The 25257-nt window shown below is 74.8% G+C and carries 28 protein-coding genes; 10 read left to right on the top strand and 18 right to left on the bottom strand.

The features are described 5' to 3' along the window. Window positions 1-4: 4 nt before the first annotated feature. Complete coding sequence (locus tag H1D33_RS26905; RefSeq protein ID WP_091065377.1) at window positions 5-259, bottom strand: glutaredoxin family protein; 255 nt, start codon at window positions 257-259, stop codon at window positions 5-7. Next, window positions 249-1865: an AMP-binding protein gene (locus H1D33_RS26900; RefSeq protein ID WP_246411837.1), complete on the bottom strand. Its 1617-nt coding sequence runs from the start codon at window positions 1863-1865 to the stop codon at window positions 249-251. The genes H1D33_RS26905 and H1D33_RS26900 overlap by 11 nt, the downstream gene beginning before the upstream one ends. 407 nt (window positions 1866-2272) lie before the next feature. Between H1D33_RS26900 and H1D33_RS26895 the strand changes: the two genes are divergently transcribed. The 4 genes from H1D33_RS26895 (at window position 2273) to H1D33_RS26880 (ending at window position 5510) form a co-directional block, all read left to right on the top strand. Further along, a complete protein-coding gene (locus H1D33_RS26895; protein ID WP_181570526.1) occupies window positions 2273-2416 on the top strand; it encodes a hypothetical protein in 144 nt (47 codons plus the stop codon). Beyond that, window positions 2413-3384: an ECF subfamily RNA polymerase sigma factor, BldN family gene (locus H1D33_RS26890; RefSeq protein ID WP_181570527.1), complete on the top strand. Its 972-nt coding sequence runs from the start codon at window positions 2413-2415 to the stop codon at window positions 3382-3384. Before H1D33_RS26895 ends, H1D33_RS26890 begins: the two co-directional genes overlap by 4 nt. A gap of 293 nt (window positions 3385-3677) precedes the next feature. Continuing rightward, the gene (locus tag H1D33_RS26885) at window positions 3678-4532 is read left to right on the top strand and encodes a DUF5667 domain-containing protein (RefSeq protein WP_181570528.1); all 855 of its coding nucleotides are present in this window, start codon (window positions 3678-3680) and stop codon (window positions 4530-4532) included. 102 nt (window positions 4533-4634) lie between these two features. Then, complete coding sequence (locus tag H1D33_RS26880; RefSeq protein ID WP_181570529.1) at window positions 4635-5510, top strand: HAD family hydrolase; 876 nt, start codon at window positions 4635-4637, stop codon at window positions 5508-5510. A gap of 9 nt (window positions 5511-5519) precedes the next feature. Here the strand turns inward: H1D33_RS26880 and H1D33_RS26875 are convergent, their stop codons facing one another. The 11 genes from H1D33_RS26875 to H1D33_RS26825 form a co-directional block, all read right to left on the bottom strand. Next, a complete protein-coding gene (locus H1D33_RS26875; protein ID WP_181572568.1) occupies window positions 5520-6407 on the bottom strand; it encodes a lysophospholipid acyltransferase family protein in 888 nt (295 codons plus the stop codon). A 365-nt stretch (window positions 6408-6772) separates the two neighbouring features. Next, the gene (locus tag H1D33_RS26870; RefSeq protein ID WP_181570530.1) at window positions 6773-7846 is read right to left on the bottom strand and encodes an NAD-dependent epimerase/dehydratase family protein; all 1074 of its coding nucleotides are present in this window, start codon (window positions 7844-7846) and stop codon (window positions 6773-6775) included. 119 nt (window positions 7847-7965) lie between these two features. Beyond that, window positions 7966-8067: a 30S ribosomal protein bS22 gene (locus H1D33_RS26865; protein WP_007465623.1), complete on the bottom strand. Its 102-nt coding sequence runs from the start codon at window positions 8065-8067 to the stop codon at window positions 7966-7968. 220 nt (window positions 8068-8287) lie between these two features. Then, entirely contained in the window at window positions 8288-8497 is a 210-nt protein-coding gene (locus H1D33_RS26860; RefSeq protein ID WP_013288759.1) for a helix-turn-helix domain-containing protein, read from the bottom strand. Window positions 8498-8688: 191 nt separating this feature from the next. Next, complete coding sequence (locus H1D33_RS26855; protein ID WP_181570531.1) at window positions 8689-9873, bottom strand: ABC transporter permease; 1185 nt, start codon at window positions 9871-9873, stop codon at window positions 8689-8691. Then, the gene (locus H1D33_RS26850; RefSeq protein ID WP_181570532.1) at window positions 9870-10724 is read right to left on the bottom strand and encodes an ABC transporter ATP-binding protein; all 855 of its coding nucleotides are present in this window, start codon (window positions 10722-10724) and stop codon (window positions 9870-9872) included. The genes H1D33_RS26855 and H1D33_RS26850 overlap by 4 nt, the downstream gene beginning before the upstream one ends. Further along, the gene (locus H1D33_RS26845) at window positions 10721-12118 is read right to left on the bottom strand and encodes an efflux RND transporter periplasmic adaptor subunit (RefSeq protein ID WP_181570533.1); all 1398 of its coding nucleotides are present in this window, start codon (window positions 12116-12118) and stop codon (window positions 10721-10723) included. Before H1D33_RS26845 ends, H1D33_RS26850 begins: the two co-directional genes overlap by 4 nt. Before the next feature lie 51 nt (window positions 12119-12169). Continuing rightward, window positions 12170-13429 (bottom strand): hypothetical protein, encoded by a 1260-nt coding sequence (locus tag H1D33_RS26840; protein ID WP_181572569.1) that lies wholly within the window; start codon window positions 13427-13429, stop codon window positions 12170-12172. Window positions 13430-14957: 1528 nt separating this feature from the next. Next, window positions 14958-15293 carry a YrdB family protein gene (locus tag H1D33_RS26835; protein ID WP_307755263.1) on the bottom strand — a complete coding sequence of 112 codons (336 nt, stop codon included), beginning with the start codon at window positions 15291-15293 and terminating at the stop codon, window positions 14958-14960. Continuing rightward, window positions 15290-15859 carry a TetR/AcrR family transcriptional regulator gene (locus H1D33_RS26830; protein WP_181570534.1) on the bottom strand — a complete coding sequence of 190 codons (570 nt, stop codon included), beginning with the start codon at window positions 15857-15859 and terminating at the stop codon, window positions 15290-15292. The genes H1D33_RS26835 and H1D33_RS26830 overlap by 4 nt, the downstream gene beginning before the upstream one ends. Then, window positions 15852-16646 carry an alpha/beta fold hydrolase gene (locus tag H1D33_RS26825; protein ID WP_181570535.1) on the bottom strand — a complete coding sequence of 265 codons (795 nt, stop codon included), beginning with the start codon at window positions 16644-16646 and terminating at the stop codon, window positions 15852-15854. Before H1D33_RS26825 ends, H1D33_RS26830 begins: the two co-directional genes overlap by 8 nt. Window positions 16647-16722: 76 nt before the next feature. On the opposite strand from H1D33_RS26825, the gene H1D33_RS26820 reads away from it, so the two are divergent. Further along, window positions 16723-17127, top strand: coding sequence for a VOC family protein (locus tag H1D33_RS26820; protein WP_181570536.1), 405 nt, complete (start codon window positions 16723-16725; stop codon window positions 17125-17127). Window position 17128: 1 nt separating this feature from the next. Here H1D33_RS26820 and H1D33_RS26815 read toward each other — a convergent pair whose 3' ends face one another. Then, complete coding sequence (locus tag H1D33_RS26815; RefSeq protein ID WP_181570537.1) at window positions 17129-18049, bottom strand: proline dehydrogenase family protein; 921 nt, start codon at window positions 18047-18049, stop codon at window positions 17129-17131. A gap of 73 nt (window positions 18050-18122) precedes the next feature. On the opposite strand from H1D33_RS26815, the gene H1D33_RS26810 reads away from it, so the two are divergent. Genes H1D33_RS26810 through H1D33_RS26800 form a run of 3 tightly spaced genes read left to right on the top strand, consistent with a single transcriptional unit; the run spans window position 18123 to window position 20152 of the window. Further along, window positions 18123-18398, top strand: a complete 276-nt coding sequence (locus H1D33_RS26810; protein WP_246411839.1) for a hypothetical protein — start codon at window positions 18123-18125, stop codon at window positions 18396-18398. 1 nt (window position 18399) lies between these two features. Next, entirely contained in the window at window positions 18400-19566 is a 1167-nt protein-coding gene (locus tag H1D33_RS26805; protein ID WP_181570538.1) for a glutathionylspermidine synthase family protein, read from the top strand. Between the two features lie 19 nt (window positions 19567-19585). Beyond that, window positions 19586-20152 (top strand): CGNR zinc finger domain-containing protein, encoded by a 567-nt coding sequence (locus tag H1D33_RS26800; protein WP_181570539.1) that lies wholly within the window; start codon window positions 19586-19588, stop codon window positions 20150-20152. Window positions 20153-20208: 56 nt separating this feature from the next. On the opposite strand, the gene H1D33_RS26795 is transcribed toward H1D33_RS26800, so the two are convergent. Then, entirely contained in the window at window positions 20209-21015 is an 807-nt protein-coding gene (locus tag H1D33_RS26795) for a sugar phosphate isomerase/epimerase family protein (RefSeq protein WP_181570540.1), read from the bottom strand. Between the two features lie 75 nt (window positions 21016-21090). Further along, the gene (locus H1D33_RS26790; protein WP_181570541.1) at window positions 21091-22035 is read right to left on the bottom strand and encodes a Ppx/GppA phosphatase family protein; all 945 of its coding nucleotides are present in this window, start codon (window positions 22033-22035) and stop codon (window positions 21091-21093) included. Between the two features lie 74 nt (window positions 22036-22109). Between H1D33_RS26790 and H1D33_RS26785 the strand changes: the two genes are divergently transcribed. Further along, the gene (locus tag H1D33_RS26785; protein ID WP_181570542.1) at window positions 22110-22916 is read left to right on the top strand and encodes a DUF3109 family protein; all 807 of its coding nucleotides are present in this window, start codon (window positions 22110-22112) and stop codon (window positions 22914-22916) included. 45 nt (window positions 22917-22961) lie between these two features. On the opposite strand, the gene H1D33_RS26780 is transcribed toward H1D33_RS26785, so the two are convergent. Then, on the bottom strand, window positions 22962-23540 hold the full coding sequence (locus tag H1D33_RS26780; RefSeq protein WP_181570543.1) for a TetR/AcrR family transcriptional regulator: 579 nt from the start codon (window positions 23538-23540) through the stop codon (window positions 22962-22964). A 140-nt stretch (window positions 23541-23680) separates the two neighbouring features. Here H1D33_RS26780 and H1D33_RS26775 point away from each other — a divergent pair, with 140 nt between their 5' ends. Beyond that, window positions 23681-24334 carry an NADPH-dependent F420 reductase gene (locus tag H1D33_RS26775; RefSeq protein ID WP_181570544.1) on the top strand — a complete coding sequence of 218 codons (654 nt, stop codon included), beginning with the start codon at window positions 23681-23683 and terminating at the stop codon, window positions 24332-24334. 39 nt (window positions 24335-24373) lie between these two features. Here H1D33_RS26775 and H1D33_RS26770 read toward each other — a convergent pair whose 3' ends face one another. Continuing rightward, window positions 24374-24919 (bottom strand): hypothetical protein, encoded by a 546-nt coding sequence (locus H1D33_RS26770; RefSeq protein WP_181570545.1) that lies wholly within the window; start codon window positions 24917-24919, stop codon window positions 24374-24376. Window positions 24920-25257 lie beyond the last annotated feature (338 nt).

Raw genomic sequence — 25257 nt, 5'->3', positions numbered from 1 at the left:
ATAGCTAGAGCTGAGGGGTGGTCAGGTCCCGCAGCAGCCGGTCCTCCTCGACCCGCCAGTAGCCGTGCTCCTTGCCGTCGAGCAGCACCACCGGCAGCCGGTCGCCGTAGTCGCGCTCCAGCTCGACGTCGCCGGTCACGTCCTTCTCCACCCAGCGGTCGCCGGTCACCGCGACCACCCGGTCGAGCGCCGCCTTCGCGTCGTCGCAGAGGTGGCAGCCGGGCCGGGTGATCAGGATGAGCCGCGGGTCACTGGACATCGGATACCTCCGTGCGGATCTCGGTCGACGGCGACGGCACCGTGGGCGCCGGGCGCAGCTCGGTCTTGCGGACCTTCCCGATCGCCGAGTACGGCAGCGTGTCGACGAACTCGACGGCGGTCGGGCACTTGAACCGGGCCAGGTTACGCGCGCAGTGGGCGAGCAGCTCCTCCGCCGACACCTCGGCCGCCCGCACCACGTACGCCCGGACAGTCTCGCCGGTCCGGGGGTGCGGCACCCCCAGGACGGCCGACTCGGCCACCCCGGGGTGCGCCTGGAGCACCAGCTCGACCTCGTGCGGGTAGACGTTGAAGCCGTTGACCAGGATCAGCTCGCCGAGCCGGTCGACCAGGAAGAGGTCGCCGTCGTCGTCGGCGTAGGCCACGTCGCCGGTGGCCCACCAGCCGTCCGGGCCGGGCCCGCCCCGCCCGTCCGGCCAGTAGCCGCCGAACAGGTTCGCCCCGCGCACCACGATCTGCCCGGGGTCGGTGCCGGTCGGGTCGTCGGAGAGGTCCATCCCGTCGTCGTCGGCCTCGGCGGCGGGCACCCCGTCGCGCCACAGCTCGACGCCGTCGGACCCGACCAGGCGCAGCTCGACGCCGGGCAACGGGCGGCCGATCGAGCCGGGCCTGGGTTCGCCGCCGACCAGCGTGGAGGTGAGCACCGGCGCGGTCTCGGTGAGCCCGTAGCCGACGTGCACCGGGTGCCCGGTCAGCTCGGTGAAGCGCGCCCCGGCCGCCGGCGGCAGCGGCGCCGCGCCGCACACCGCGAGGCGCACGCCGGTCAGCGCCGCCGCCGGGTCACCAGGCGCGTCGGCCCAGGTCAGGAACATCGACGGTACGCCGAGCAGCACGCTGACCCGGTGCCGGGCGATCCGGTCGAGCGCCCCGTCCGGGCCGGGCTCGTCGATGAGCACCCCGGTCGCCCCGTGGTGCACCACGGCCCCGAGCCCGGAGTTCAGCCCGTACGCGTGGAACAGCGGCAGCGCCAGCAGCACGATGTCGTCGGGCCCGACCACCGGGGGTTCGATCCGGCCGACCTGGTCGTGGTTGGCGGCCAGCGCCCGGTGCGACAGCATGGCGCCCTTGGGCCGTCCCTCGGTGCCCGAGGTGTAGAGCAGGACGGCCAGGTCGTCGCCGCCGCGCTCGGGGAACCGGGTGGGGCCGCTGCCGGCGGCGACCGGCGGGGTGGTGTGCACCGCGCGCAGGGCGGGCAGCTCGGCCGGGTCCACCCGGGCGGTCACCTCGGCGGCGCCAACCAGCACGGCGGCGCCGGAGTCGGCGAGCACGTGTCGCAGCTCCCGGCCGGTCAGCGCGGGGTTGACCGGCACGGCGACCAGCCCGGCCCGGAGCACGGCCAGGTAGGTGACCACGAAGTCGGGGGTGTTGCCGAACGCCACGGCCACCCGGGACGGGTGCGCGGCCGGTTCGGGCGGCGGGACGGCAGCGCGCAGCGCGTGGGCGGTGGTGGTGACCGCGGTGTCCAGATCGGACCAGGTGAGCGTCCGGTCGCGCCAGTGCAGCGCGGCCCGGTCGCCGTGGTCGGCGGCCGCCCGGCAGACCCGGTCGGCGAGGTTCGGTGCGGGGCTTTCGGCGGGGTCCGGCACGGTGGCTGAGTCTGGCACAGCCGGGTCCGCCGGACCATGCCCCGACCGCCGGCCGGGTCCACCGCACGGGACCGCAAATGAGGTAGCGTGGGATTCCCGAGCGTGGGACGTGGATCTCCCTCGGCCGGCGGGGCCGCCGCCGGGACGCACCTCGCACGTCGCCCCCGCGACACGCCGAGCGAAAAGAAAATCCGCTCCGACCTGGACTTCTTTTCGCAACCAGGTTCCGCCGGGAAAGTCAACCGCACGCGACGGACAACCGGTCCGGCGGTAGTGCGACCACACGGGAAATACTTCCGCTCTGTGTAACGGACTTGCCACGCGCGGGTGACGTTGGGCCTATCATCACTCGGGTCGGCTCACCCCATTTGCCGTGAGTCGACACCCCTCAGCCCGAGGAGGCCCCCGTGCCCGTGAGCGCATTGGACCAGCACCTCAAGGGGATCTGCCGCCCGCCGGCACGTCCCGGACCGGCCGCGCCCGACCGGGTCGTACCCGGCCTCGCGGCGCCGGCGCGGTCGCTGTCCACCTGGATCGGGGAGGCACGGTGACCACCTTCGGTTACGCGGACCGGCCGGCCGGAGTGACCGGCCCGACCCAGCGGAACCCGCTCAACGAACGCGCCGACCCGGCCCCGCGCGCCGACGGCCTGCTCGCCGCGCGCAGCGAGGCCGCCCGGCGCGCGCGCAGCCGCACCCACCACGGCAACGAGGCGCCGCTGCGCCCGGCGCTGCCCGGCGGCAACGCGAAGCCGGCCGGCGGGCGGGTCGGCGCCCCGCCCCGGCCCGGCCCACCGCCCCAGGTCCGGCGCGGCGAGGCGGCGACGAGCGCCGAGCCGTCCGCCGCCGAGACCGCCGTGCTGCCCGCGGTCGCGGCCGGCGACACCGCGGTGCTGCCGGCCGTCCCGGCCGCCCCGCCCGCCACCGGCTTCCCGAGCCGCCCCGACCCGTCCGACCCGGCCACCGAGGTCTGGGCGCTGGTCGAGCGGGCGCAGGCCGGCGAGGCCGAGGCGTTCGGCCTGATCTACGACCGCTACGTCGACACCGTCTTCCGGTTCGTCTACTTCCGGGTCGGCAACCGGCAGCTCGCCGAGGACCTCACCTCGGACACCTTCCTGCGCGCGCTCAAGCGGATCGGCAGCTTCACCTGGCAGGGGCGCGACCTCGGTGCCTGGCTGGTCACCATCGCCCGCAACCTGGTCGCCGACCACTTCAAGTCCGGCCGCTACCGGCTGGAGGTGACCACCGGCGACGTCCTCGACGCCGACCGGGAGGACCGTGGCCCGGAGGGCAGCCCGGAAGCGGCCGTGGTCGAGCACATCACCAACGTCGCCCTGCTCACCGCCGTCAAGCAGCTCAACCCGGAGCAGCAGGAGTGCATCGTGCTGCGGTTCCTCCAGGGCTTCTCGGTGGCCGAGACGGCGCGCTCCATGGGCAAGAACGAGGGCGCCATCAAGGCCCTGCAGTACCGGGCGGTCCGGGCCCTGGCCCGGCTGCTGCCCGACGGCTTCCACGGCTGACCCGACCCGTCCCGTCCGCTCCACCGGCGCACGCGCCGGTGGTCGGCGTGTCTCCGACACCTGCCGCGACGCCCGTCACACCCGGTGATTTCGCCGCCGATCGGGCCGTAACCGGCGACCGGCGCGAACCGTTTCTCCGGGTGCGACCAGTGGTTGTCCCGGCGTCCCCCGGGCCCACCCGGTCCGGCGGGTCAGGTCGGCCGTCCCGGTCGGCCCTCGGCCGCACGCTGCCACCGGTCGCTGGTGACGTTGACGGCCACCCGGGCCGTGACCAGCGGAAGGGGGTGCCCGCGGTGGACAGCGACCTCTTCTCCGGTCGGCGAGCCGAGCGCTTCGCGCAACTCCTCGACGAGGCCAACGGCGGACGCCGACACCACGTCCGGTCCCGGGCCGACGGCGAGCTGACCGTGCTCGTCGAGGTGGGCCGGCGGCTCACCGTCGAACGGCCCACGGTCGACGTCGACCCCGAGTTTCGCACCGGCCTGCGGGCGATGCTCGTGGCCACCGCCGAGCGGGAGAGCACCGCCGCCGCATCCGGTGCCGCCACCGGCATCCGTGGCGCGCTGCTGCCCGCCATCACCGGCCGCCGGGCCCGCGCCCGGGGCGCGATCCTGGTCGGCGTGGCCGCCGGCGCCATCGCCCTCTCCGGCATCTCCGCCGCCAGCGAGAACGCGCTACCGGGCGACGCGCTGTACGGCATGAAGCGCTCCACCGAACGCGCCCAGCTCGCGCTGGCCAACTCGGACATCAGCCGGGGGCAGCTCTTCCTCGACTTCGCCCGGACCCGGCTCGACGAGGCCGACTCGGTCCGCCACGACCGGCTCGGCTTCAGCGCCGTCCTGGACGACATGGACGCGGACACCCGCCAGGGCGTACGCCTGCTGACCACGGTTGCCGCGCAGCGCTCCGACCCGACGGCGCTGGACGCGGTGGACACCTTCCTCGCCGGCCAGCGCCGGGTGGTCAGCGGCCTGCTCGACCGGCCCGACCACGCCGACCGGGACCGCACCCGCCGGTCGCTGGCGCTGCTCGACGCGGTCGGCCGGCGCGCCGACGCGCTGCGCGAGACGATCGCCTGCGGGCTGCCCGCACCGGCCGGCAGCGACTCGCTCGGACCCACGCCGACCGGCTGCCCCGGCGACCGCTGAGCCCGCCGCCACACTTCTCCCGACGGACACCCGGGCGTCACGGCGAGCCGGATACGCTCGACGCGGAGCCCGCACGGGGCCGTCGAGGGAGGGAGGTCACCCGTGACCGAGTCCCGCAAGGTGACGGTCAGCACCGACGTCCACGGCCACACGGCCGGCTGGGCGGAGACCCCGGACGCGCCGGCGACCACGGTCACGCCGGACCCGACCGCCGCCGCGTTCTTCGACGTGGACAACACGATGATGCAGGGCGCGTCGATCTACTGGTTCGCCCGGGGGCTGGCCGCCCGCAACTACTTCACCGCCGGTGACCTGGCCCGGTTCGCCTGGCAGCAGGCCCGGTTCCGGCTGCTCGCCACCGAGCACGTGGGCACCATGTCGCAGGCCAAGGAGGCCGCGCTCGCGTTCGTGCAGGGCTGGCGGGTCGACGACGTGGAACGCCTCACCGAGGAGATCTTCGACGAGCTGATGGCGCCGCGCATCTGGGCCGGCACCCGCCGGCTGGCCCAGCGACACCTCGACGCGGGCGAGCGGGTGTGGCTGGTCAGCGCCGCGCCGGTGGAGATCGGCCGGGTGATCGCGGCCCGGCTCGGCCTGACCGGCGCGATCGGCACGGTGGCCGAGGTGGTCGACGACGCCTACACCGGCCGGCTGGTCGGCGACCTGATGCACGGGCCCGCGAAGGCCGAGGCGGTCACCCAGCTCGCCGCCGTGGAGGGGCTGGACCTGGCCCGCTGCGCGGCCTACAGCGACTCCGCCAACGACCTGCCGATGCTGTCCGCGGTGGGGCGCGCGGTGGCGGTCAACCCCGATCCGGCGCTGCTGCGGCGGGCCCGTGAGCGGGGTTGGGACGTCCGCGACTTCCGCACCGGGCGCCGGGCCGCCCGCATCGCCGTGCCGTCGACCGCCGCCGCCGGCCTGCTCGCCGGCGCGGTCACCGCCGGCCTGGCGCTGCACCGCCGCCGCCAGCGGGCCTGAGGCACGCGGTCAGGGGCCGAACGGGTCCGGCCGGCGTTCGAGCAGCCGGTGCAGCGTCTGCTGGATGGTCTCCCGCACCTGGTCGGCGAGGTTGAACACGACCAGCGGGTCGTCCGCCGAGTCGCGCAGGTGCGCGGTCGGGATCGGCGGGCAGAACTCGATCAGCCACTTGCTCGGCAGCGGCACCATGCCCAGCGGCCCGAGCCACGGGAACGTCGGCGTCACCGGGAAGTACGGCAGTTTGAGCAGCCGGGCGAGCGGCTTGATGTCGGCGAGCATCGGATAGATCTCCTCGCCGCCGACGATCGCCACCGGCACGATCGGCGTGCCGGTGCGCAGCGCGGCGGAGACGAACCCGCCCCGACCGAACCGCTGGAGCTTGTAGCGGTCGGAGTAGAGCTTGCCGACCCCCTTGAAGCCCTCCGGGAACACGCCGACCAGCTCGCCGTTGCCGAGCAGCCGTTCCGCGTCCGGGTTGCAGGCGACCGTGCCGCCGGTCTTGCGGGCCAGCTCGGAGACGACGGGCATCCGGAAGACCAGGTCGGCGCCGAGCAGGCGCAGGTAGCGGTGCCCCGGGTGGCGGTCGTGCAGCGCGGTGGAGAGGATCAGCGCGTCCAGCGCCACGGTGCCGGAGTGGTTGCCCACCACCAGGCCGGCACCGTCGGCCGGCACGTGCTCCAGGCCGCCGACCTCGGTGCGGAACCAGTCCCGGTAGAGCAGCCGGACCAGCGGGTGGAAGACCGCGTCGGTGAGGTCGGGGTCGAAGCCGAACTCGTCCACCTCGTAGTCGCCGGAGAGCCGCCGCCGCAAGAAGGCGAGCCCCTTCGCGACCCGGCGGTCCCAGTGGTCCCCGGGCCGATCGGTCACCGCCGGCCCGGGCGGCGCCGCGTCGGCCACCGGTCCGGCGTCGGCCGTCGCGTCCCGGGCCGGTGCCGGCCCGGCCTTCTTCGCGACCGCCTTCTTCGCCACGGCCTTCTTGGCGACGGCCTTCTTCGCGACCGGCTTCGGGGCGGCGGGCTCGGCATCCGGCTTCACGGCGGCGGACTGGTCGTCGCCCGGCTTCGCCGCGGTGCGCTCGTCGGCCGCCGGCTTCGGGGCGACAGGTTCGTCGGTGGAAGTGTCCGGCTCGTCGGCCGGCGCCGCCCGGCGGGCGGCCGGCGCGGTGAGCGGCCGGTGCCCGTTGCGCCGCGCCGGCTCCGCGTCCGGCCCGGGCCCCGCCGGGGGTACGTCGAACCGCGCGTCACGCCGCTCCGGCGAGCTGCTCACGAACGCTCCCGCACGGTCGAGCGGACCTGACGGATGCTCTCCAGCACCAACTGCTCGGCGACGGCGAGCTGGTCCCGGGTCACCACCACCCCGCCGTGGTGGGCGCGGACGAAGTCGTCGAAGGCGGCGGCGGTCGAGCGCGGGGTGAAGCCGAACTCGCGCTCCAGTCGGGTGGTGTCCACCACCCGACCGTGCACGAAGAGGTCGACCTGGTCCAGGCCGTACCGGCCGAAGCCCATGGTGCGGGCGACCGCGGCCACCCCGGCCAGGCCCGGTTCCAGCACCGGCACGGCCACCCGGCCGGCCCGGCGGATGGCCTGCGACAGCGACAGCACCCCCGGCCCGGCCACGTTGTAGGTCCCCGGGTGCTCCTCGGCGACGGCCCGGTAGAGCACGGTCAACGCGTCGTCGATGTGCAGGAACTGCAGGCGCGGGTCGCGGCCGAAGATGGTCGGCACCACCGGCTGGGAGAAGTAGCGGGTCAGCGTGGTGTCGGCGGTGTAACCGATGAACGGCGCGAAGCGCAGCACGGTCGCGGTGACCTCGGGGCGGCGGCGGCGGAAACCGCGTACGTATCCCTCGATGTCGAGGATGTCGCGGCCGAAACCGCCGCGCGGCACCTCGCGCGGCTCGGTCTCCTCGGTGAAGACGGCCGGGTCGCGGAACGAGACCCCGTAGGCGGCGGTCGACGAGCGGACCACGAGGCGGCGCAGCCGGGGCGCGCGCTGGCAGGCGGCGAGGAGCTGCATGGTGCCGATGACATTCTGTTCCTTCATCGCCGCCCGGCCGCCCTGCTGGGGGTCGGGGGCGGTGACCAGCGCCAGGTGCACCACGGCGTCGACGTCGAGGTCGATCAGCAGGCCGCCGAGCGAGTCCAGGTCGAGGCGGACCAGCTCGACGTCGGCGAGCAGGTCGGCCAGCTCGGGGTTGGGCGGGGCCGGGTCGACCCCGATGACGCGCTCGATGCGCGGATCGGCGGCGAGGCGGGCGGCGACGTTGGCGCCGAGGAACCGGCCGACCCCGGTGACGACGACGACCCCCGGGGCACCGGAGGTGCCACCGGGGGTCATGTCGTGCGCCTTGCGCGGCAGGCAGGACCGAGCCGGGACGTCCGCGGCCTGATCACCTGAGCCTCCGAGGGTCGACAGTTGGCAAGTGGTGCCGGTGCCGGGTCAGCGCCCGGCCCCGGTCACTTGCCGAGACGGCGACGCTGGACGCGGGTCTTGCGCAGCAGCTTGCGGTGCTTCTTCTTAGCCATGCGCTTGCGGCGCTTCTTGACCACCGAGCCCATACGAAAGCCTTTCGATGCAACGTGCGGGGCGGACCGGCAGGCGCCACCGCACGATGGCGCCGTGCCCGCTTGCGGACAACGGACCGGACCAGCGAGGTGGGCAGGGCACACCAGGGTGCGATCTCGGTCGGGCTCCAGGGTAGCCGGAGTGCGTCAGCAGGACCAACGCGCCCCCGTCGATGCCCCTTTTCGTCGCACTCGGCGGAGGGCCACCGAGAGGTCAGGCGGACTCCTGGAAGGCGCCCCGGAGGTATTCGTGCACGGCGTGCTCGGGCACCCGGAACGAGCGACCGACCCGTACCGCGGTCAGCTCACCGCTGTGCACGAGACGGTAGACCGTCATCTTGGAGACCCGCATGACCGTTGCCACCTCGGCGACGGTCAGGAACCTGACATCCGACAGCCGTGCGTCGGACTGCGACCCGGCCATGGCTCACCGACCCATTCCCGTGCCCGGCGCGTGTCACCGGGCAGGTGCTCCCGCCTCGACGAGCGACGCGCGTGTAATGAGTACGGTAGCGGGACGGCTGTGACCTGCGCGATCCCTTCCGTCCTTTGATCATGGCAGGACGGGCGTCCGCCAGGGCTTTTTCGCCCGGACGGGTGGCGCGTCCGGATCGCCTACTCGGCGCGCAACGCCACCACCGGGTCGAGCCGCCCGGCCCGCTGCGCCGGCACCACCCCGAACACGATGCCGACCGCCGCCGACACCCCGAAGGCGAGCGCCAGCGACCACCAGGTGATGGCGGCCGGGATCGGCGAGAACGCGTCGACCAGCAGCGCGGTGCCCACCCCGAGCGCCATCCCGGTCAGCCCGCCGATCGAGGTGAGCAGCACCGCCTCCAGCAGGAACTGCACCCCGATGTCCCGGGGCCGGGCGCCGACCGCCTTGCGCAGGCCGATCTCCCGGGTCCGCTCCCGCACCGAGACCAGCATGATGTTGGAGACGCCGACGCCGCCGACCAGCAGCGAAATGCCGGCGATGGCGGCTAGCACGCCGGTGAGCACGCCCAGGATGTCGCCGAGCACGCCGAGGATCTGCTGCTGGGTGACGGCGCTGAACTCGGTGTCCGGGTGCCGGCGGGACAGCTCCGCCACGATGCGCTCGCCGAGCTGGTCGATCCGCTCCCGGTCGGGCGCCTTGACCGCGATGCCGTCGATCCGCCGGGTGCCCCACAGCCGCTGCGCGGCGGTCACCGGGATGTGCACCTCGTCGTCCCGGTCCACGCCGAGGCTCTGCCCGAGCGGGGCGAAGACCCCGATCACCCGGAACCGTACGCCGGCCAGCGTGACCTGCTGGCCGAGCGGGTCCCGGTCGGGGAAGAGCGACCGGGCCACCGAGGCGCCGAGCACCGCCACCCGCCGGCTGGTGTCCACGTCCGCCCCGGTCAGGTAGCGGCCCCGCTGCAACGACCGGGTGAACACCGACGGGGTGGTCTCCAGCACGCCCTGCACGGTGGTGAAGTCGGACCGGTTGCCGGCCCGCGCGGTCGCCCCGGAGGCCACCGTCACGGCCACCCGGCCCGGATCGCCCACCACCCGGGAGACGGCGTCGACGTCCTTGAGGTCCAGCGGGGACACCACCGGGGCGGTGCCCACCTCGATCTTGCCCGGCACCACCAGGAGCAGGTTCGAGCCGAGCCCCTCGACCTGCTGCTCGACCTGCCGCTTGGTGCCGGTGCCGATGGCCACCAGGATGACCACTGAGGCGACCCCGATGATCACCCCGAGCATGGTCAGCAGACTGCGCATCCGGTTGGCCCGCAGCGCGTCCAGCGCCACCCGCCAGGCCTCGGCCACCCTCATCCGGCGTCCCCGCCCGGATGCGGAAGGCGTCCGGTGGCTCCGGTGGCGCCACCGGGGCCACCGGACGGGTGCCCCGGCTCGCTTCCGGACGCGGACCGGGGCTCCGCGCTGGGAGCGGGCTCCAGTGTCGCAGGTGCGCCGGCGGCGCCCGACCCCGGTCGATCATGAGCGGTGTCGGACCTGATCAGCCCGTCCCGGACCGCGATACGCCGGCGCGCGCGGGCCGCCACCTCCGGGTCGTGCGTCACCATCACCAATGCCACCCCGGACTCGGCGTTCAACCGCTCCAGCAGCTCCAGCACCGCCTCGCCGGTGACGCTGTCCAGGTTGCCGGTGGGCTCGTCGGCGAGCAGCACCGCCGGTTCGGTGACCAACGCGCGGGCGATCGCCACCCGCTGCTGCTCCCCGCCGGAGAGCTGGTTGGGCCGGTGGTGCAGGCGATGCCCCAGCCCGACCCGGCCGAGCATCGCCGCCGCCCGCTCCCGCCGCTGCCGCGCCCCGACGCCCCGGTAGACCAGCGGCAACGCCACGTTGTCCACGGCGGACGTCCGGGCCAGCAGGTGGAACGCCTGGAAGACGAAGCCGATCGTCTCGTTGCGCAGCGTCGCCAGCTCCGGGGCGGTCAGCGAGGCCACGTCCCGGCCGCCGATCACCAGCCGGCCGCCGCTGGGCCGGTCCAACCCGCCGAGCAGGTGCATCAGCGTCGACTTGCCCGAACCGGAAGGGCCGATCACCGCCACGTACTCGCCCTGGGCGATGGTGAGCGACACGCCGCGCAGCGCGGACACCGACACCCCGTCCAGCTCGTACGTGCGGGACACGTCGACCGCCTCGACCGCGGCGACGGTCACCGGAGTTCCTGGCCGTCGCGCACCTGGTCGGCGCCGCGCACCACCACCCGGTCGCCGGCCCGCACCCCGTCGACGATCTGCACCAGGTCCTGCCCCTGCACGCCGACGGTCACCGGCACCCGGTCGGCCCGGCCGTCGCGCAGCACCCAGACCGCGTCCCGCCCGTCGGCGGAGAACACCGCCGAGGCCGGTACGGCCACCGCGTCGGCCGCCTCGCGTACCCGCAACCGGACCACCGCGTTCATGCCGGGGCGAGGCGCCGGGGCGGCCTCCGCCTCGCCGAACCGGCCCCGGCCCAGGTCCAGCCGGACCCGGTAGGTGACCCCGCCCCGGGCCGAACTGGTCGGCAGCACGTCGACCGAGCGCACCGTCGCCTCGTACGTCGCGCCGGTCACCGCGTCCAGCTCCACCGAGGCGGGCACCCCGGCGCGGACCAGCAGCACGTCGGTCTCGTCCACCTCGGCGAGCAGGCCCAGCCGGCCGGTGTCCACCACGGTGAGCACCGGCGTCCCGGCGGTGACCCGGCCACCGGCCGGCACGGCGTCGTCGACCCCGGCCGGCGGCCCGCCCGACCCGGCCCCGCCCAACGCCGACGGGTCCAGGCCCGGCGGCACCTGACCACCGGCCGCGCCCAGCAGCCCGGCCAGGTCGGTCGGCGCCGCCGACCGGGTGCCCCCCGGCTGCACCACCCCGGCGATCGGGGCGCGCAGCGTCAACGCGTCGACGGTCGCCTTCGCCAGGTCGTACGCCTGCTGGGCCTGGAGGCGCTGCGCGGCCGACAACGCGCCGACGGCGCTGTTCAGGCCGGCCACGCCGCGCTGCACGGCGGCGACCGCGCGATCGGCGGCGCGGGCGGCGGAGGTGTACTGCTTCTGCGCCGACTCGACCTGGAGCAGCAGCGCGGCGCGCGCCTGCGGGTCGCCGACCTTGCCGGCGGCGGCGCGGGCGGCGGCGAACGCCTCGTCGGCGGCCCGGTCGGTGCCGCGCCGGTTGCCGCCCAGGTCGCCCACGCCGACGCCGCGCCCGGCCCGCTTCGCCGCGCGCAGCGCGTCCCGCGCCTGGGCCAGCCGGTCCCGCGCGGACGGCGAGTCGACCACCGCGAGCACCTGCCCCCGGGCGACCCGCTGTCCGGGTTGGACGCGCAGGGCGGCCAGGGTGCCGTCGGCCGGGGCGGTGAGCGTGGCCGCGGCCCGCGCGGTCACCGTGGCCGGCGCGTCGATGACCTCGGCGACCGGCGCGCGGCCGACCGGGGCGACGGTGACCGCCGGGGTGTCGTCGCCGCAACTGGCGGCCGTGGTGCCGGTCAGCGCGACGGTGGCGAAGAGGGCGGTGAGCAGGCGGGGCCGCGTGGCTGCGCGCAGCCGCGGCGAGGGAGTGCGGGCCACCCGGCCCATGCTACGACCCGTCGACCGGCGTCGACCTCTCGACGTGTCGTGGCGGGGCGCTCAGCCGGCGGCCGCCCGGACGTAGGCGACGCAGTCGTCGTGCAGCATCGACCACGGGTCGCCGAACACCTCGTCCGCGGCCTCGGCCGGGGGCCGACGCTCGTGCACCACGGCCCGGAAGAAGTCCAGCACCCGCTGCTCGCCGTACCGGTCCACGAGATGCCGCACGGCCAGGTAGCCGACGCCGTACGCGCCGCCGACCCGGTCGTCGGAGGCGTCGTCGGCCGGGGCCAGCGCGTCCAGCCGGCCGGCCCAGTCGCCACGGACCAGCTTGCGCACCTCGGCCAGCCCGTCGTAGCGGTCCACCGGCTGCCCGTCCGTGCCGGCGTACTCGGCCAGCCCCTCCACCAGCCACCAGTCCGCGTGGTCCGCGTAACCCTGGTCGGGCAGCGAGGAGGCGTGGGTCAGCTCGTGCCGCAGCAGGTCGTCGACGCCGCCCGGGGCGAGGCTCTGCGCGTTGAGCACCACGTCGTGGCGGTCGCCGCCGACGCCTACCGCGTACCCGGCGGTCCACTTCGGGCGGCCACCGCCGTACCAGCGCTGCCACTCGGCCCGACCCGCGTAGTAGACCAGGTACCGGTCCGGCGGCGGCCCGACCGCGTACCGGTCGGCGACCCGCGCGGCGGCCTCGGCCTGGGCGAGCAGGCCGGGCAGCTTGGCCCGCTGGGCCGGCGTGGTGGCCACCAGCGCCCGCTTCCCGACCGCCACGGCCAGGTCGTCCACCGCCCACGGGCGTACCCCGGTCGGGTCGGTCCGGGACGGCTCCACCGCGAGCAGTCGCGGCTGCTCCCCCACCAGCCGCCACCGGGTGCCCAGCCCGGTCGTGCTCGGCGCGCACCCCGGCACCACGAAGCAGTAGCCCACCGTCACCGGCAGCCGCCACTCCCCCGGACGCCCGTCGACCGCCACCGGCACCCCGCCGGCCGCGGGCCGCCACACCGTGACCCGGAGCGCCCGCAACGCCGCGTACCGCTTGGTCAGCGCCGGCCGCGCGGCCGGCTCCGCGACGGCCAGGAAACCGGTCCGGTCGCCGCCCAGCAGCGCCGCGCCCTGCCGGTCGAGCTGCCCGACCATCCGCTCGGCGAGTTGCCGCTCGGCCGCCGTGCCGCGCCGGTCCGGGCTCGCCGCCGGCCGCCCGGCCGCGTCCGGCGCCAGCTCCCGCAGGAGTACGCCGGGAACCGCGCCCGCCACCAGGCCGAGCGCGAGCCCGAGCGCGGTCCACCGCGGCCACCGACGCTTCCGCGCCCGCGCGACGGGCATGGGCACCTGCGGCACACCGGGAACCGACAGCCCGGTCGGAGCCGCCGGAACGGGCGCCGGCCACGCGGCGGGCGTCGGCGTACCCGGCACGGACGCCCGAGCCGCCGCAGGAGCCGGTACGGGCGCCCGAGTCGCGGCGGGAGTCGGGGTAGCCGGAACCGACGCCCGAGTCTCGTCAGGAGGCGGCGACGTGCCCGGTGCCGGGGTGGGGGCGGTCGTGCCCGGCTCTAGGTGGGCCGTCGTGGCGGGGACCGTCGGGCTCTCCTCGCCGCCGGCCGGGGATCGGGTGGGGCCGCCTCGGTCGGCGTGGTCGCCACCGGGGCCGGGGCGGGACCGTCGGCGGCGGTGCTCGTCTCGGAAGTCGCCGCGTCCCGGCGGAGGGAGGGCTCGTCCGTTCCGGAGTCGCCGGACGGAGGCACCTCGGGACCATCGACAGGGCCTGACTCGAGGGCTGCCGCACTCGGCTCGATCGGAAGCACGGCCGCCCCGGTCACGACCGGATCCGACTCGGCCACCACCGCGGCCGTCCCAGACGCTGGCGCACCTGGCGCAGGGGTGACGGTATTCGACTCGGGCGCTGTCGCACTCGGCCCGGGCGCTGCCGCGCCTGGCGCAGGGGCGGCCGGACCCGCCTCAGACAGGGCTGGGCGCGGCTCATACGGGGCTGGGCGCGGCTCGCGCGCTACCTCACTCGGTGCAGGGGCGGGCGGCGGCTCGAGCGGGGCCGGGCACGGCTCGGGCAGGGCCGAGCCCGGCTCGGACTCGGTTGAACCCGGGTCAGCCGCGAGGACACCCGGCTCGGGGGCGACCGAAGCCGGCTCAGGCGTGGTGCGGCTCGGCTCAGCCGGACCCGGCTGGGGCGCGGTCGGCGGCCCATCGGAGGCGGTCTGTCGGGGGGCGACCGGTCCGGGCTTCGAAGACCGGTCCTCCGTCGACCTCTCCGCCTTCGAGGCGGGAGGCGGTGTCCCCACCTCGGCGCGGGGTTGCTGCCCCTCGTCGTGGCTCCCGGCGGGTGGCTCGTCGCCGCCGGCTGCCCGGCCGGGAGGCTCCTCGTCGCCGTCGGTCACCGGCGAAGGGTACGACCAATCGGGCGTTCCGGGAAAGAGCCCTGCGAGTAATCCCTTCCGTCCCGCCTCGGCACACGCCACCCGTCGATCTTGGAGTTGTGGCACCTCCGATAGCCGACAACACGGGCATCACAGGCGCCACAACTCCAAGATCGACGGGGCGAGGCGGGCCGGAGCGCGGGCACGGCCGGGCCGGGCACGGCCGGGCCGGGCCGGGCGGGCGGGGCAGGACAGGGCCGGGCGGGGCGGGGGCAGGGCCGGGCGGGGCAGGGCCGGGCAGGGCCGGGCAGGGCAGGGCAGGGCCGGGCCGGGCAGGGCAGGGCCGGGCAGGGCCGGGCAGGGCCGGGCCGGGCAGGGCAGGGCCGGGCAGGGCCGGGCAGGGCCGGGCAGGGCAGGGCCGGGCAGGGCCGGGCAGGGCCGGGCAGGGCCGGGCAGGGCAGGGCAGGGCAGGGCGGGAGGGGTCAGGCGGGGTCGCCGGAATGGAGGAGGAGGGCCTTGTCGGCGGTCCAGGTGACCACCAGCGCCGCGCCGAGCAGGGGGTGGCCGGCCAGGGTCAGCAGGACTCCGCCGGCCAGGAAGCACGCGGCCTGGACGCCGAGCTTGGCCGGGGCGGGCAGCGCCACGGCGGCCCGGGGCGAGCAGAACGCGCCCCAGGCCACGGCGAGCGCCACCGGCGCACCCAGGCCGGCGAGCAGCCGCACCGGCCAGCCGGCGTCGAGCGTGAAGCCCCAGAGACCGGCCGCGGACAGCAGCGCCAGCTCCAGCAGGAAGATGAGCCCCCGCAGCGCGCCCTTCATCGGGACCCCCAGCCGCGGTACGCGAGGTCGAGCCCGTCGACCAGCCGCTCGAAGGAGCGGTCGACGTCGCGGGGCAGCCCGAACCCGCCGGCCGCCTCCAGGGTCACGAAGCCGTGCACGGTGGCCCGGAACATCCGGGTGGCGTCGACGGCCGCGTCGCCCTCGACGGCGTACCCGTGCAGGATGGCGAAGATCGCGCCGACCGCGCGTTCGGCGGCGGCCAGGTGCTCGGGGTCGGCGGGGTCGGGTGCCCGCTGGGTGGCCGGGTAGCGGCCGGGGTGGCGGCGGGCGTACGCCCGGTAGGCGGTGGCGACGGCGCGCAACGCGTCGCCGCCGGCCCGGCCCGCGGCGGCGCTGGTCAGCACGTCGGCGATCTCGGCGGTGGCCAGCACGGCGAGCTTCTGGTGCAGGGCGTCGACGCCGCGCACGTGCTTGTAGAGGCTGGGCAGCGCGACACCGAGGCGGCCGGCGAGCGCGGCCAGGGTCAGCCGGTCGTATCCGACCTCGTCGGCGAGCACGGCGGCTTCCCGGACCACCGTCGCCGGGGTCAGGCCGGCCCTAGGCACGGGCGGTCGCCGTCAGGAACTCGACCAGGTCGGCGGCGGTGGCGTCGGGTTGGTCGGCGTGCGGGTAGTGGCCGGAGTCGGCGATCATGCGCGCCTCGGCGACGGCGAACTGCCGGCGGGCGGCCCGGGCCTCGGCGCCGGGGTCGGGGAAGTCCGGGTCCTTCGTGCCCATCAGCACCAGCACGGGCTGCCGCACCTGGGCGGCCCGTTCGGTCCAGTGCGGGTCGACCGGCGCGACCACGCCGCGCACCGCGTCCATCCGGCCGCGCAGCCTGGCGACCAACTCCTTGCGGTACGCGGCGTCGTCGGCCGGCCGCCCGCACGGGAAGAGCGTGCGGTGGAACTGCCCGAACAGTCGAGGGCTGCGCAGCACGACGGCCTGGAGCGCCCGCATCACCGGGTTGGGCTTGGGCCGGCTGACGAACGGGCTGATCTGCACGATGCCGCTGACCAGCTCCGGCGCCTCGGCGGCGGCGAACACCACGCCCGCCCCGCTGGACGAGCTGCCCACCAGCGTGGCCGGTCCGCCGTCCAGGTCCCGCACCACGGCGAGCAGGTCGCCGCCGACCTCGGCCGGGGCGTACGTGGGCCAGTGCGGGCTGGAGTCGCCGTGCCCGCGTACGTCGGTCGAGGCGACCCGGTAGCCGGCCGCCACCAGCAGCGGCGTGAGGTGCCGGAAGGCCGCCCGGTTCTCCCCCATGCCGTGCGCGAGCACCACGAGTGGTCCGGCGCCGTGCACCTCGTACGCGATGGTCCCGCCGTCCCGCACCACCTGGCTAACTGTCATAGCCGTAAAGCTAATGCCATTAGCCAGGCTCGTCAAGGCTTGACCTCAACCCGACCTGAGGTCGCACGATCACGGCATGCCGATCTCCGCCGACACCCACGTACGCCTCGCCCGGCCCAGTCGCGACCTGGCCGCAGCCGAACGGTTCTGGACCGACGGGCTGGGCCTGGACGTGCTCTACCGGGGCGCGCCCGACGGCCCGGGCGAATACGACCTGGTGATGCTCGGCCTCCCGGGCGCCGGCTGGCACCTGGAGCTGTTCGGCGGCGCGAACCTGACCGTCGACCCGCGACCCGGCCCGGAGGACCTGTTCGTGCTCTACCTGGACGGGCCGGTCGAGGACGACCAGGTGACGAGGGTCGAACGGGCCGGCGGGACCAGGGTCTCCGCCGGCCCGTACTGGGACAGGTGGGGGATCGCGTTCGCCGACCCGGACGGCTACCGCCTCGTGCTGTGCACCCGGACCTGGTCGAACGACTGACTCACTTCTTCGACATCACCGCGCGGCCGAAGAACGCCAGGTTGGCCGGGCGCTCGGCCAGCCGGCGCATCAGGTAGCCGTACCACTGGTCGCCGTAGGGGACGTAGGTGCGCAGGGTGTAGCCCTCGCCGACCAGGCGGGCCTGCTCCTCGGGGCGGATGCCGTAGAGCATCTGGAACTCGAACCGGCCCGGGTCGCGGTCGAACCAGCGCGCCCGGTCCTCGCCGATCGCGATCAGGCGCGGGTCGTGGGTGGCCAGCATCGGGTAGCCGTCGCCCGCCATCAGCACGTTCATGCAGCGTACGTACGACTTGTCCACCTCGCGGGCGGACTGGTAGGCCACCGACTCGGGCTCCTTGTAGGCGCCCTTGCACAGCCGCACCCGCGACCCGGCGGCGGACAGCTCGCGGCAGTCCGACTCGGTCCGCCGCAGGTACGCCTGGAGCACCGCCCCGGTCCCCGGGTGGTCCTTGCGCAGCTTGGCCAGGATGTCCAGCGTCGAGTCGGTGGTGGTGTGGTCCTCCATGTCCAGGGTGACCGTGGTGCCGACCGCGTCGGCCGCCGCGCAGATCTGCCGCGCGTTGTCGTACGCGAACTGCTCGTCGAACGCCTGGCCGAGCGCGGACAGCTTCACGCTGACCTCGGCGGCCGGGGTGAGGTCGGCGGCCCCGAGCAGGCGCAGCAGTTTGAGGTATTCGTCCCGGGTGGCGTTCGCCTGCTCACCGGTGGTGGTGTCCTCGCCCAGGTAGTCGAGGGTGACCGCTTGGCCGTCACCGACAAGTGCGCGGGTCGCGCGCAGCGCGTCGTCGGTGCCGGCGCCGGCGACGAACCGGCGGACGACGTCCCGGGTGAACGGGGCCGTCGCGACGAGCCGCTCCACCTGGGATGACCGGGAGGCGGCGAGGATGACGGAACGGAGCATGAGCCGAGCGTAACGCCCGGCCCCGCACCCCCGCCGGGCACCCGAAGTGGCGATCATCGGCTACAACAGTCTCGTGGAACGACACCCCCGACGCCGGCTCCGCTCGGCCACCGTGCAGCTCGGCGCGCTCACCGCGCTGGCGCTCGCGCTCTCCGGCTGCAACAACGGCTACGACGACGACGATGACGACTGCGCGCTCGGCCCGGCCGGCGGGGGCGGCGACACCGTCGCGGTGGCCCTGCGGGTCCCCGCGACGGCCACGGTCGCGCGCGGCGACGCCGCCCCGACCACGGCCGCGCTGCCCGAGCGCGGCGGATTCGGCACCCACCTCGCCTCCTGCGGCGGCTGACGTGCGCCGCGAGGCGAGCACCCCGCGCCCCGACTGGGACGACACCATCCGGGCCCAGGGCCTGGTGTACGTCGACACCGAGCTGCCCGACGGCGAGATCATGTCGTACTGGGACGAGACGGCGGCGTACGCCTTCACGCTGGACGAGGTGCTCAAGCTGGAGGAGGCGACCGAGGAGCTGCACCGGATGTCGGTGGCCGCCGCCGAGCACGTGGTGGCCCGCCGCCGGCACGCCGAGTTCGGCATCCCGGAGTGGGCCGCCGAGGCGGTCGCCCGCTCGCTGCGGGAGGGCCCGCCGACGCTCTACGGCCGCTTCGACCTCGCCTACGACGGCACCTGGCCGCCGAAGATGCTGGAATACAACGCGGACACCCCGACCGCGCTGGTCGAGGCGAGCATCGTGCAGTGGTACTGGCTGGAGCACACCCGCCCGGACGCGGACCAGTGGAACAGCCTGCACGAGCGACTGGTCGGCGCGTGGGCCAAGATCGGCGCCGGGCTGCACGATCCCCGGGCGCACGTGGTCTGGTCGAACGAGGAGGAGTCGGGCGAGGACCAGATCACCGCCGGCTACCTGGCCGAGACGGCCCGCCAGGCCGGGCTGGACGTGACGCTCATGCCGATCCAGCGGATCGGCTGGGACGGGCGGCGCTTCGTCGACGCCGACGACCGGCCGATCACCACCTGCTTCAAGCTCTACCCCTGGGAGTGGATGCTCGCCGAGCCGTACGGGCCGGCGGCGCTGGACCCGGGCACCCCGACCACCTGGATCGAGCCGGCCTGGAAGCTCCTGCTGTCGAACAAGGCGCTGCTGGCCGTGCTCTGGGAGCTGTACCCCGGGCACGACTACCTGCTGCCGGCCTACCTCGACTCGCCGCGCGGCATGACCGAGTACGTGGCCAAGCCGCTGCTCGGCCGCGAGGGCGGCTCGGTACGCATCGTGACCGCCGACACCGAGATCACCAACCCGGGAATCTACGGCGACGAGGGCTTCTGCTTCCAGGAGTTCCGGGCGTTGCCGCAGTTCGAGGGCAACCACACGGTGCTGGGCAGTTGGATCGTGGATGGCGAGTCGGCCGGCGTCGGGGTGCGCGAAAGCGAGAGCCTCATCACAGACGGTTACGCGCGGTTTCTGCCCCACTACATCGACGCGCCGCGCCCGGCGTGAGTCGTCTACCGTTGGTGTCGTGAACTTCGACGCGTACGCCCGGACCGGGGTCGAGCTCGTCAACGCCCGGCTGGACGACCTGGACGGCCTGCGGGCCCTCTTCCCGGACGAGAACGCCTGGATGCGCGACGAGGTCGCGGAACGGGACCTGGCGATCTTCCGCCGGGCGCAGAAGCGCCTGCGGGACGTCTTCGAGTACGGCACCTCCGGGCGCGACGCCGACGCGGTGACCGAGCTGAACGCGCTGCTGGAGGCGTTCCCGGTGCAGCCGCGCATCTCCGGGCACGACTCCTCCGACTGGCACATGCACGTGACCAGCCGGGGCGCCTCGGTCTCCGCCGAATATCTGGCCGGCGCCGTGTGGGGCCTCTCCGTCTGGCTCTGCGAGTACGGCAGCGCCCGGTTCGGCGTCTGCGCGGACGAGCGCTGCGGCAACGTCTACCTGGACACGTCGTCCAACTGCTGCCGGCGGTTCTGCTCGGAACGCTGCGCCACCCGCTCGCACGTGGCCGCGCACCGGGCCCGCAAGCGCGCGGCGGTCGGTGAGCAGGCCGTCCCGGCCCAGCCGCTGGCCCCGGTGAGCTGACGTCCGGCCCGGCGGCCCGGTCTCCGGGCCGCGTGCCGTGACGCCGACCCGGTCGGTCAGGCGTCGACCGGGGAGGGCGCGGTCAGGTTGGCGCGGGCGAACTCCAGCGACTCGCGCAGGTCCGCCTCGCGGACCGCGCGGCTCTTCGCGCCCCGGGTGGTCACCTCCACCGCGACCGAGCCGGTGAAGCCGCGCCCGGCCAGCGACCGGAGCAGTTCCGCGCAGGGCTGGCCGCCCCGGCCGGGCACCAGGTGCTCGTCGCGCCCCTCACCGGTGCCGTCGCCCAGGTGCACGTGCGCCAGCCCGGCGCCCATCCGGTCGGCCATCGCCAGCGCGTCGGTGTGCGAGGCGGCGCAGTGCGACAGGTCCAGCGTGTAGGAGGCGTAGCCGGTGTCGGTCGGGTCCCAACCCGGCACGTACGGCACGAACTGCCGACCGGCCATCCGCACCGGGAACATGTTCTCCACCGCGAACCGCAGGCCGCCGAACTGCCCGGCGATGGCGTCCAGCCCGTCGGTGAACGTGCGCGCGTAGTCGCGCTGCCAGGTGAACGGCGGGTGCACCACCACGGTGGGCGCCTCCAGCGTCTCGGCCAGCTCGGCCGCCCGGCGCAGCCGCTCCCACGGGTCGGGGCTCCACACCCGCTGGGTGACCAGCAGGCAGGGCGCGTGCACCGAGAGCACCGGCACGCCGTAGTGCTCGGAGAGCCCACGTAGCGCGCCCGCGTCCTGGCTCACCGGGTCGGTCCAGACCATCACCTCGACGCCGTCGTACCCGAGTGCCGAGGCGAGCTGGAACGCCGCCGCGGTCCGTTCGGGGAAGACCGAGGACGTGGACAGGAGCACCGGGACGCGGGAAGTCACGCCCCTCAGGGTAGCCGCACCCGTCGGGAAGCATCGGGACGAGCAGCCGCAAAGCGCCCAGAGCGGCCGCCGGGATCACATCGGCGCGAGCTGATCCAGCCGGCGGAGGATGACCCCCTCGCGCAGCGCCCACGGGCAGATGTCCAGGCACTCCACGTCCAGCCGGCGCATCACCGCCTCGGCCACCACCACGCCCGCCAGGAGCTGGTGCGCCCGCTGCGCGCTGACCCCCTCCAACTCGGGCAGGTGGGCCGGCGGGATGTGCCGGACGAACCCGAGCACCTGCCGCAGCCCGGTGCGGGTCAGGCTGCGCCGGGCCCACAGACCCGCGCCGGAGGGCGCGGCGCCGGCCAGCCGGGCCAGCGTGCGGAACGTCTTCGAGGTGGCCACCGGCCGCTCCCAGCCCACCTCGGTCAACTGTTTGACCACCGGGTCGAGCTGCGCGTCCACGTACTCCCGGAGCGCCTCCACGGCCTCGGCCGACGGCGGCATCAGGCCGGCCGGGTCGACCGCCAGCCGCTCCCGGCTGAGCCGGCCCGCGCCGAGCGGAAGCGAGACCGCGACGTCCGGGTGCTCGTCGATGCCGGCGGCCAGCTCCAGCGAGCCGCCGCCGATGTCCAGCGCCAGCAGCCGGCCCGCCGACCAGCCGAACCACCGCCGCACCGCGAGGAACGTCATCCGCGCCTCGTCCGCGCCGGAGAGCACCTCCAGGCGTACGCCGGTCTCCTCGCGGACCCGGGTCAGCACCTCGCCGGCGTTGGTGGCGTCGCGGACCGCGCTGGTGGCGAACGCCAGCAGGTCCTCGGCGCCCAGCCCGTCGGCCGCCGCCCGGGCCATGCCGACCGCCTTGACCAGCCCGTCCGCGCCGGTGTCGGTCAGCGCCCCGTCCGGGCCGATCTGCTCGGCCAGCCGCAGCACCACCTTCTCCGAGTGCGCCGGCCAGGGATGGGCACCGTGGTGGGCATCGACCACCAGCAGGTGCACCGTGTTGGAACCGACGTCGAGGACACCCAGTCGCATGGCAAGAACCCTAGGCGCAACACGTTTCGTCGGCTCGCCGGCCGGCCGGGGGGACCGCGCGTACGCTGGTCCGGGTGACAGGGCAGATCGAGCTTCAGGTGCTGGTGGACGACCCGGACGACCCGCGCAGCCGCGAGGTCGGGCTGGACTTTCCGCGGGAGTGGATCGAGTTCGCCGACCCGGCCGACCCGAAGCACGTCGTCCGGGCCGACCTGACCTGGCTGCTGTCCCGCTGGACGTGCATCTTCGGCTCGGGCTGCCACGGCATCGTCGCCGGCCGGGCCGCCGACGGGTGCTGCTCGCACGGCGCCTTCTTCACCGACTCGGACGACGAGAAGCGGGTGAAGGCGGCCGTCAAGCGGCTCACCCCGGAGACCTGGCAGCACTTCCGCCGCGGCTTCAAGAACTGGACCGAGAACGACACGGTCGACGGCAAGACGCCGGCCCGGCGCACCGCCACCCGGGACGTGGACGCGCCGTGCGTGTTCCTCAACGACGCCGACTTCCCCGCCGGGGGCGGTTGCGCGCTGCACGCCCAGGCGTTGCGCGACGGGGTGCACCCGCTGGAATACAAGCCCGACGTCTGCTGGCAGCTCCCGGTCCGCCGGGACCAGGAGTGGCACACGCGGCCGGACAACACCAAGGTGCTGATCTCCACGCTGGCCGAGTTCGACAGGCGCGGCTGGGGCGCCGGCGGCCACGACCTGGACTGGTGGTGCACGTCCTCCACCGACGCGCACGTCGGCGCCGACCCGATGTACGTCTCGTACGGCCCGGAGCTGACCGCGCTGATCGGCGCGCCCGCGTACGCGAAGCTGGCCGAGCTGTGCGCCGCCCGCCAGCGCCAGGGCCAGATCGCCCCCCACCCCGCCAGCGAGTAAGGAAGGGCCCCCGCTTAACGCCTCCGGTAGAGGAAGGGGCCCCGCTTAACGCTTCGGCAGCGCCGCGTCGACGAGTGCCCGGGCGGTGCCCCGGGCCGCCTCGGCGATCGCCGGGTCGCCGTCGAGCACGCCGCCGGCCAGTCCGCCGTCGAGCAGCAGGGTGAGCTGTCGGGCCAGCAGCTCCGGCTCGGCCGCCCCGGCCTGCCGGGCGAGGTCGGTCACCCAGGCCCGCACCGCGTTCTTGTGCGCGACCGTACGCGCGTGCACCGGACCGCCGGCGGGCGACTCGGCGGCGGTGTTGATGAACGCGCAGCCGTGGTAGCCCTCGCGGCGGCACGCCCCGGTGAGCGCGTCGAACATGCCGACGAGCTGGTCGCGCGGATCGTCGCCGGCCGCCCCGGCCGCGGTACGCAGCGCGCCGGACCACGCCTGGTCGACCTTGTCCAGGTACGCCAGGACCAGGTCGTCCTTGCTCGGGAAGTGCTTGTAGAGCGTGGCCTTCGCGACGCCCGACTCGGCGATCACCGTGTCCACCCCGACGCCGCGCGGCCCGTACGCGTAGAACAGCCGGAACGCGGTCTCCAGGATGCGGTCCCGGGCGGTGCCGGCGGGAGTGCGGGCCATGGTTCCTCCCTCGTGGTTCGCCGAAGTCTACAGACAGGTACGTCTCCTTTCCTCTTCCAGTAGACAGACCTGTCTGTTAGTCTCGTCCGCACCGAGCGGGACGCATCGGCGTTCCGCGACTCCGTCAGGACGGACACGACATGCGCATCGCAGTACTGGGCACCGGCATGGTCGGCCGCGCCATCGCCGCCCGCGCGGCCGAGCTGGGCCACGACGTGGTCGTCGGCACCCGCGACGTCGCCACCACCCGCGGCGGGGAGTGGGGCGAGTGGGCCGCCGCCCATCCGGGCGTCACCCTGACCGGGTACGCCGACGTCGCCACCGGGGCGGACCTGGTGGTCAACGCGACCAGCGGCGACGGATCCCTCCCCGCCCTCGACGCGGCCGGCGCCGACAACCTCGCCGGCAAGGTGCTGCTCGACATCGCCAACCCGCTCGACTTCGGCAAGGGTTTCCCGCCCACCCTGTCGGTGCTCAACGACGACTCGCTCGGCGAGCGGATCCAGCGGGCGTTTCCGCGTACCCGGGTGGTGAAGGCGCTCAACACGCTCACCGCCGACCTGATGACCCACCCCGGGCAGCTCGCCGGCGGAGACCACAGCGTCTTCGTGTCCGGCGACGACGCCGACGCCAAGAAGGTGGTCACCGAGCTGCTCACCAGCTTCGGTCACACCGACGTGATCGACCTGGGCGACATCACCACGGCCCGGGGCACCGAGATGCTGCTGCCGATCTGGCTGCGCCTCTACGGCCGGCTGGGCACGCCGATGTTCAACGTCAAGGTCGTGCGCTGAAGGCCGGCACCCGTTCCCGGGTGCCGGCCTTCGCGGGTCTTACTTGGTCCAGTGCTGGGCGACGAGGTCGGTGGCCTGCTTCTCCCACTGCGCGTAGGCGTCCGGGTAGGCGGAGACCTGCACGGTCTGCGCGGCGTCGGTCAGGGGCATGTCCTGCCAGCCGTCGACCTGCTTGAGGCCCTTGAGGAAGGCCAGGGTGGAGTGCTCGGGGTCGGTGATCTCCTCCGGCGTGCCCCAACCACTGGAGGGGCGCTGCTGGAACAGGCCCAGCGAGTCATGGTCGTTGCGGTCGCCGAGGTGGCCCAGGTTCTCCAGCTTCGACTCCTGCAGGCTGGTCGCGATCGAGATGACCGCGGCCCGCTCGGGCAGGCCGGCTTTCTTCGTCGCGGCGATGATCGCCTTCACGTTGGCGGTCTGCTCACCGTTGAGCGCGATGGTCGACTGCTCACCCTGCACGGTGGCCGTCACCGGCTTGGCGGCGGCATGCGCGGTGTCGGCGTGCGCGGCGATCGGGCCGGCGAACACGCCACCGGTGAAGGCCAGACCAGCGATACCGAGGATGCTCTTGCGCAGGATCGTGTTCATGAGGGGCTCCATTCGGGGGTCAACACACCCTCGTGGGGGACGGGGGTGCGGGCACCGTCAGGCGCTCAAAGATCAGGGGTTCCGGCGTGCTCGCGTCGCGGCGCCGGGAGTGTGTGTAACGACCGGCCGGCCACCACCATTCCCCGAGGGCTCGGGGGTGCGGGGCTTGACTTCCTCGGTCGTTCACCGGGTTACAACGCCCCGCACCCCGCCCCGATTCCGCCGCCAGCGTGCCGCCCACCACCGTCGAACCGGACACCCGGCGCATTCCCCCGCCCTGCCAACGCAACTTCGCCGATCTTGGAGTTGTGGTGCCAGGATATGTCGGTTTTCTGGGA

It is taken from the genome of Micromonospora ferruginea (assembly GCF_013694245.2).
In the GTDB taxonomy this organism is placed as follows: Bacteria; Actinomycetota; Actinomycetes; order Mycobacteriales; family Micromonosporaceae; genus Micromonospora; species Micromonospora robiginosa.
Note: the sequence above shows the minus strand (reverse complement) of the source record. Positions and strands in the feature narration are given on the sequence as shown.

What these genes read in the sequence shown, in the direction of transcription:
- H1D33_RS26905 (WP_091065377.1), bottom strand. Translation starts at nt 259, where the DNA reads ATGTCCAGTGACCCGCGGCTCATCCTGATCACCCGGCCCGGCTGCCAC.
- H1D33_RS26870 (WP_181570530.1), bottom strand. Translation starts at nt 7,846, where the DNA reads ATGACCCCCGGTGGCACCTCCGGTGCCCCGGGGGTCGTCGTCGTCACC.
- H1D33_RS26865 (WP_007465623.1), bottom strand. Translation starts at nt 8,067, where the DNA reads ATGGGCTCGGTGGTCAAGAAGCGCCGCAAGCGCATGGCTAAGAAGAAG.
- H1D33_RS26860 (WP_013288759.1), bottom strand. Translation starts at nt 8,497, where the DNA reads ATGGCCGGGTCGCAGTCCGACGCACGGCTGTCGGATGTCAGGTTCCTG.
- H1D33_RS26855 (WP_181570531.1), bottom strand. Translation starts at nt 9,873, where the DNA reads ATGAGGGTGGCCGAGGCCTGGCGGGTGGCGCTGGACGCGCTGCGGGCC.
- H1D33_RS26845 (WP_181570533.1), bottom strand. Translation starts at nt 12,118, where the DNA reads ATGGGCCGGGTGGCCCGCACTCCCTCGCCGCGGCTGCGCGCAGCCACG.
- H1D33_RS26840 (WP_181572569.1), bottom strand. Translation starts at nt 13,429, where the DNA reads ATGCCCGTCGCGCGGGCGCGGAAGCGTCGGTGGCCGCGGTGGACCGCG.
- H1D33_RS26835 (WP_307755263.1), bottom strand. Translation starts at nt 15,293, where the DNA reads ATGAAGGGCGCGCTGCGGGGGCTCATCTTCCTGCTGGAGCTGGCGCTG.
- H1D33_RS26825 (WP_181570535.1), bottom strand. Translation starts at nt 16,646, where the DNA reads ATGACAGTTAGCCAGGTGGTGCGGGACGGCGGGACCATCGCGTACGAG.
- H1D33_RS26820 (WP_181570536.1), top strand. Translation starts at nt 16,723, where the DNA reads ATGCCGATCTCCGCCGACACCCACGTACGCCTCGCCCGGCCCAGTCGC.
- H1D33_RS26815 (WP_181570537.1), bottom strand. Translation starts at nt 18,049, where the DNA reads ATGCTCCGTTCCGTCATCCTCGCCGCCTCCCGGTCATCCCAGGTGGAG.
- H1D33_RS26790 (WP_181570541.1), bottom strand. Translation starts at nt 22,035, where the DNA reads ATGCGACTGGGTGTCCTCGACGTCGGTTCCAACACGGTGCACCTGCTG.
- H1D33_RS26780 (WP_181570543.1), bottom strand. Translation starts at nt 23,540, where the DNA reads ATGGCCCGCACTCCCGCCGGCACCGCCCGGGACCGCATCCTGGAGACC.
- H1D33_RS26775 (WP_181570544.1), top strand. Translation starts at nt 23,681, where the DNA reads ATGCGCATCGCAGTACTGGGCACCGGCATGGTCGGCCGCGCCATCGCC.
- H1D33_RS26770 (WP_181570545.1), bottom strand. Translation starts at nt 24,919, where the DNA reads ATGAACACGATCCTGCGCAAGAGCATCCTCGGTATCGCTGGTCTGGCC.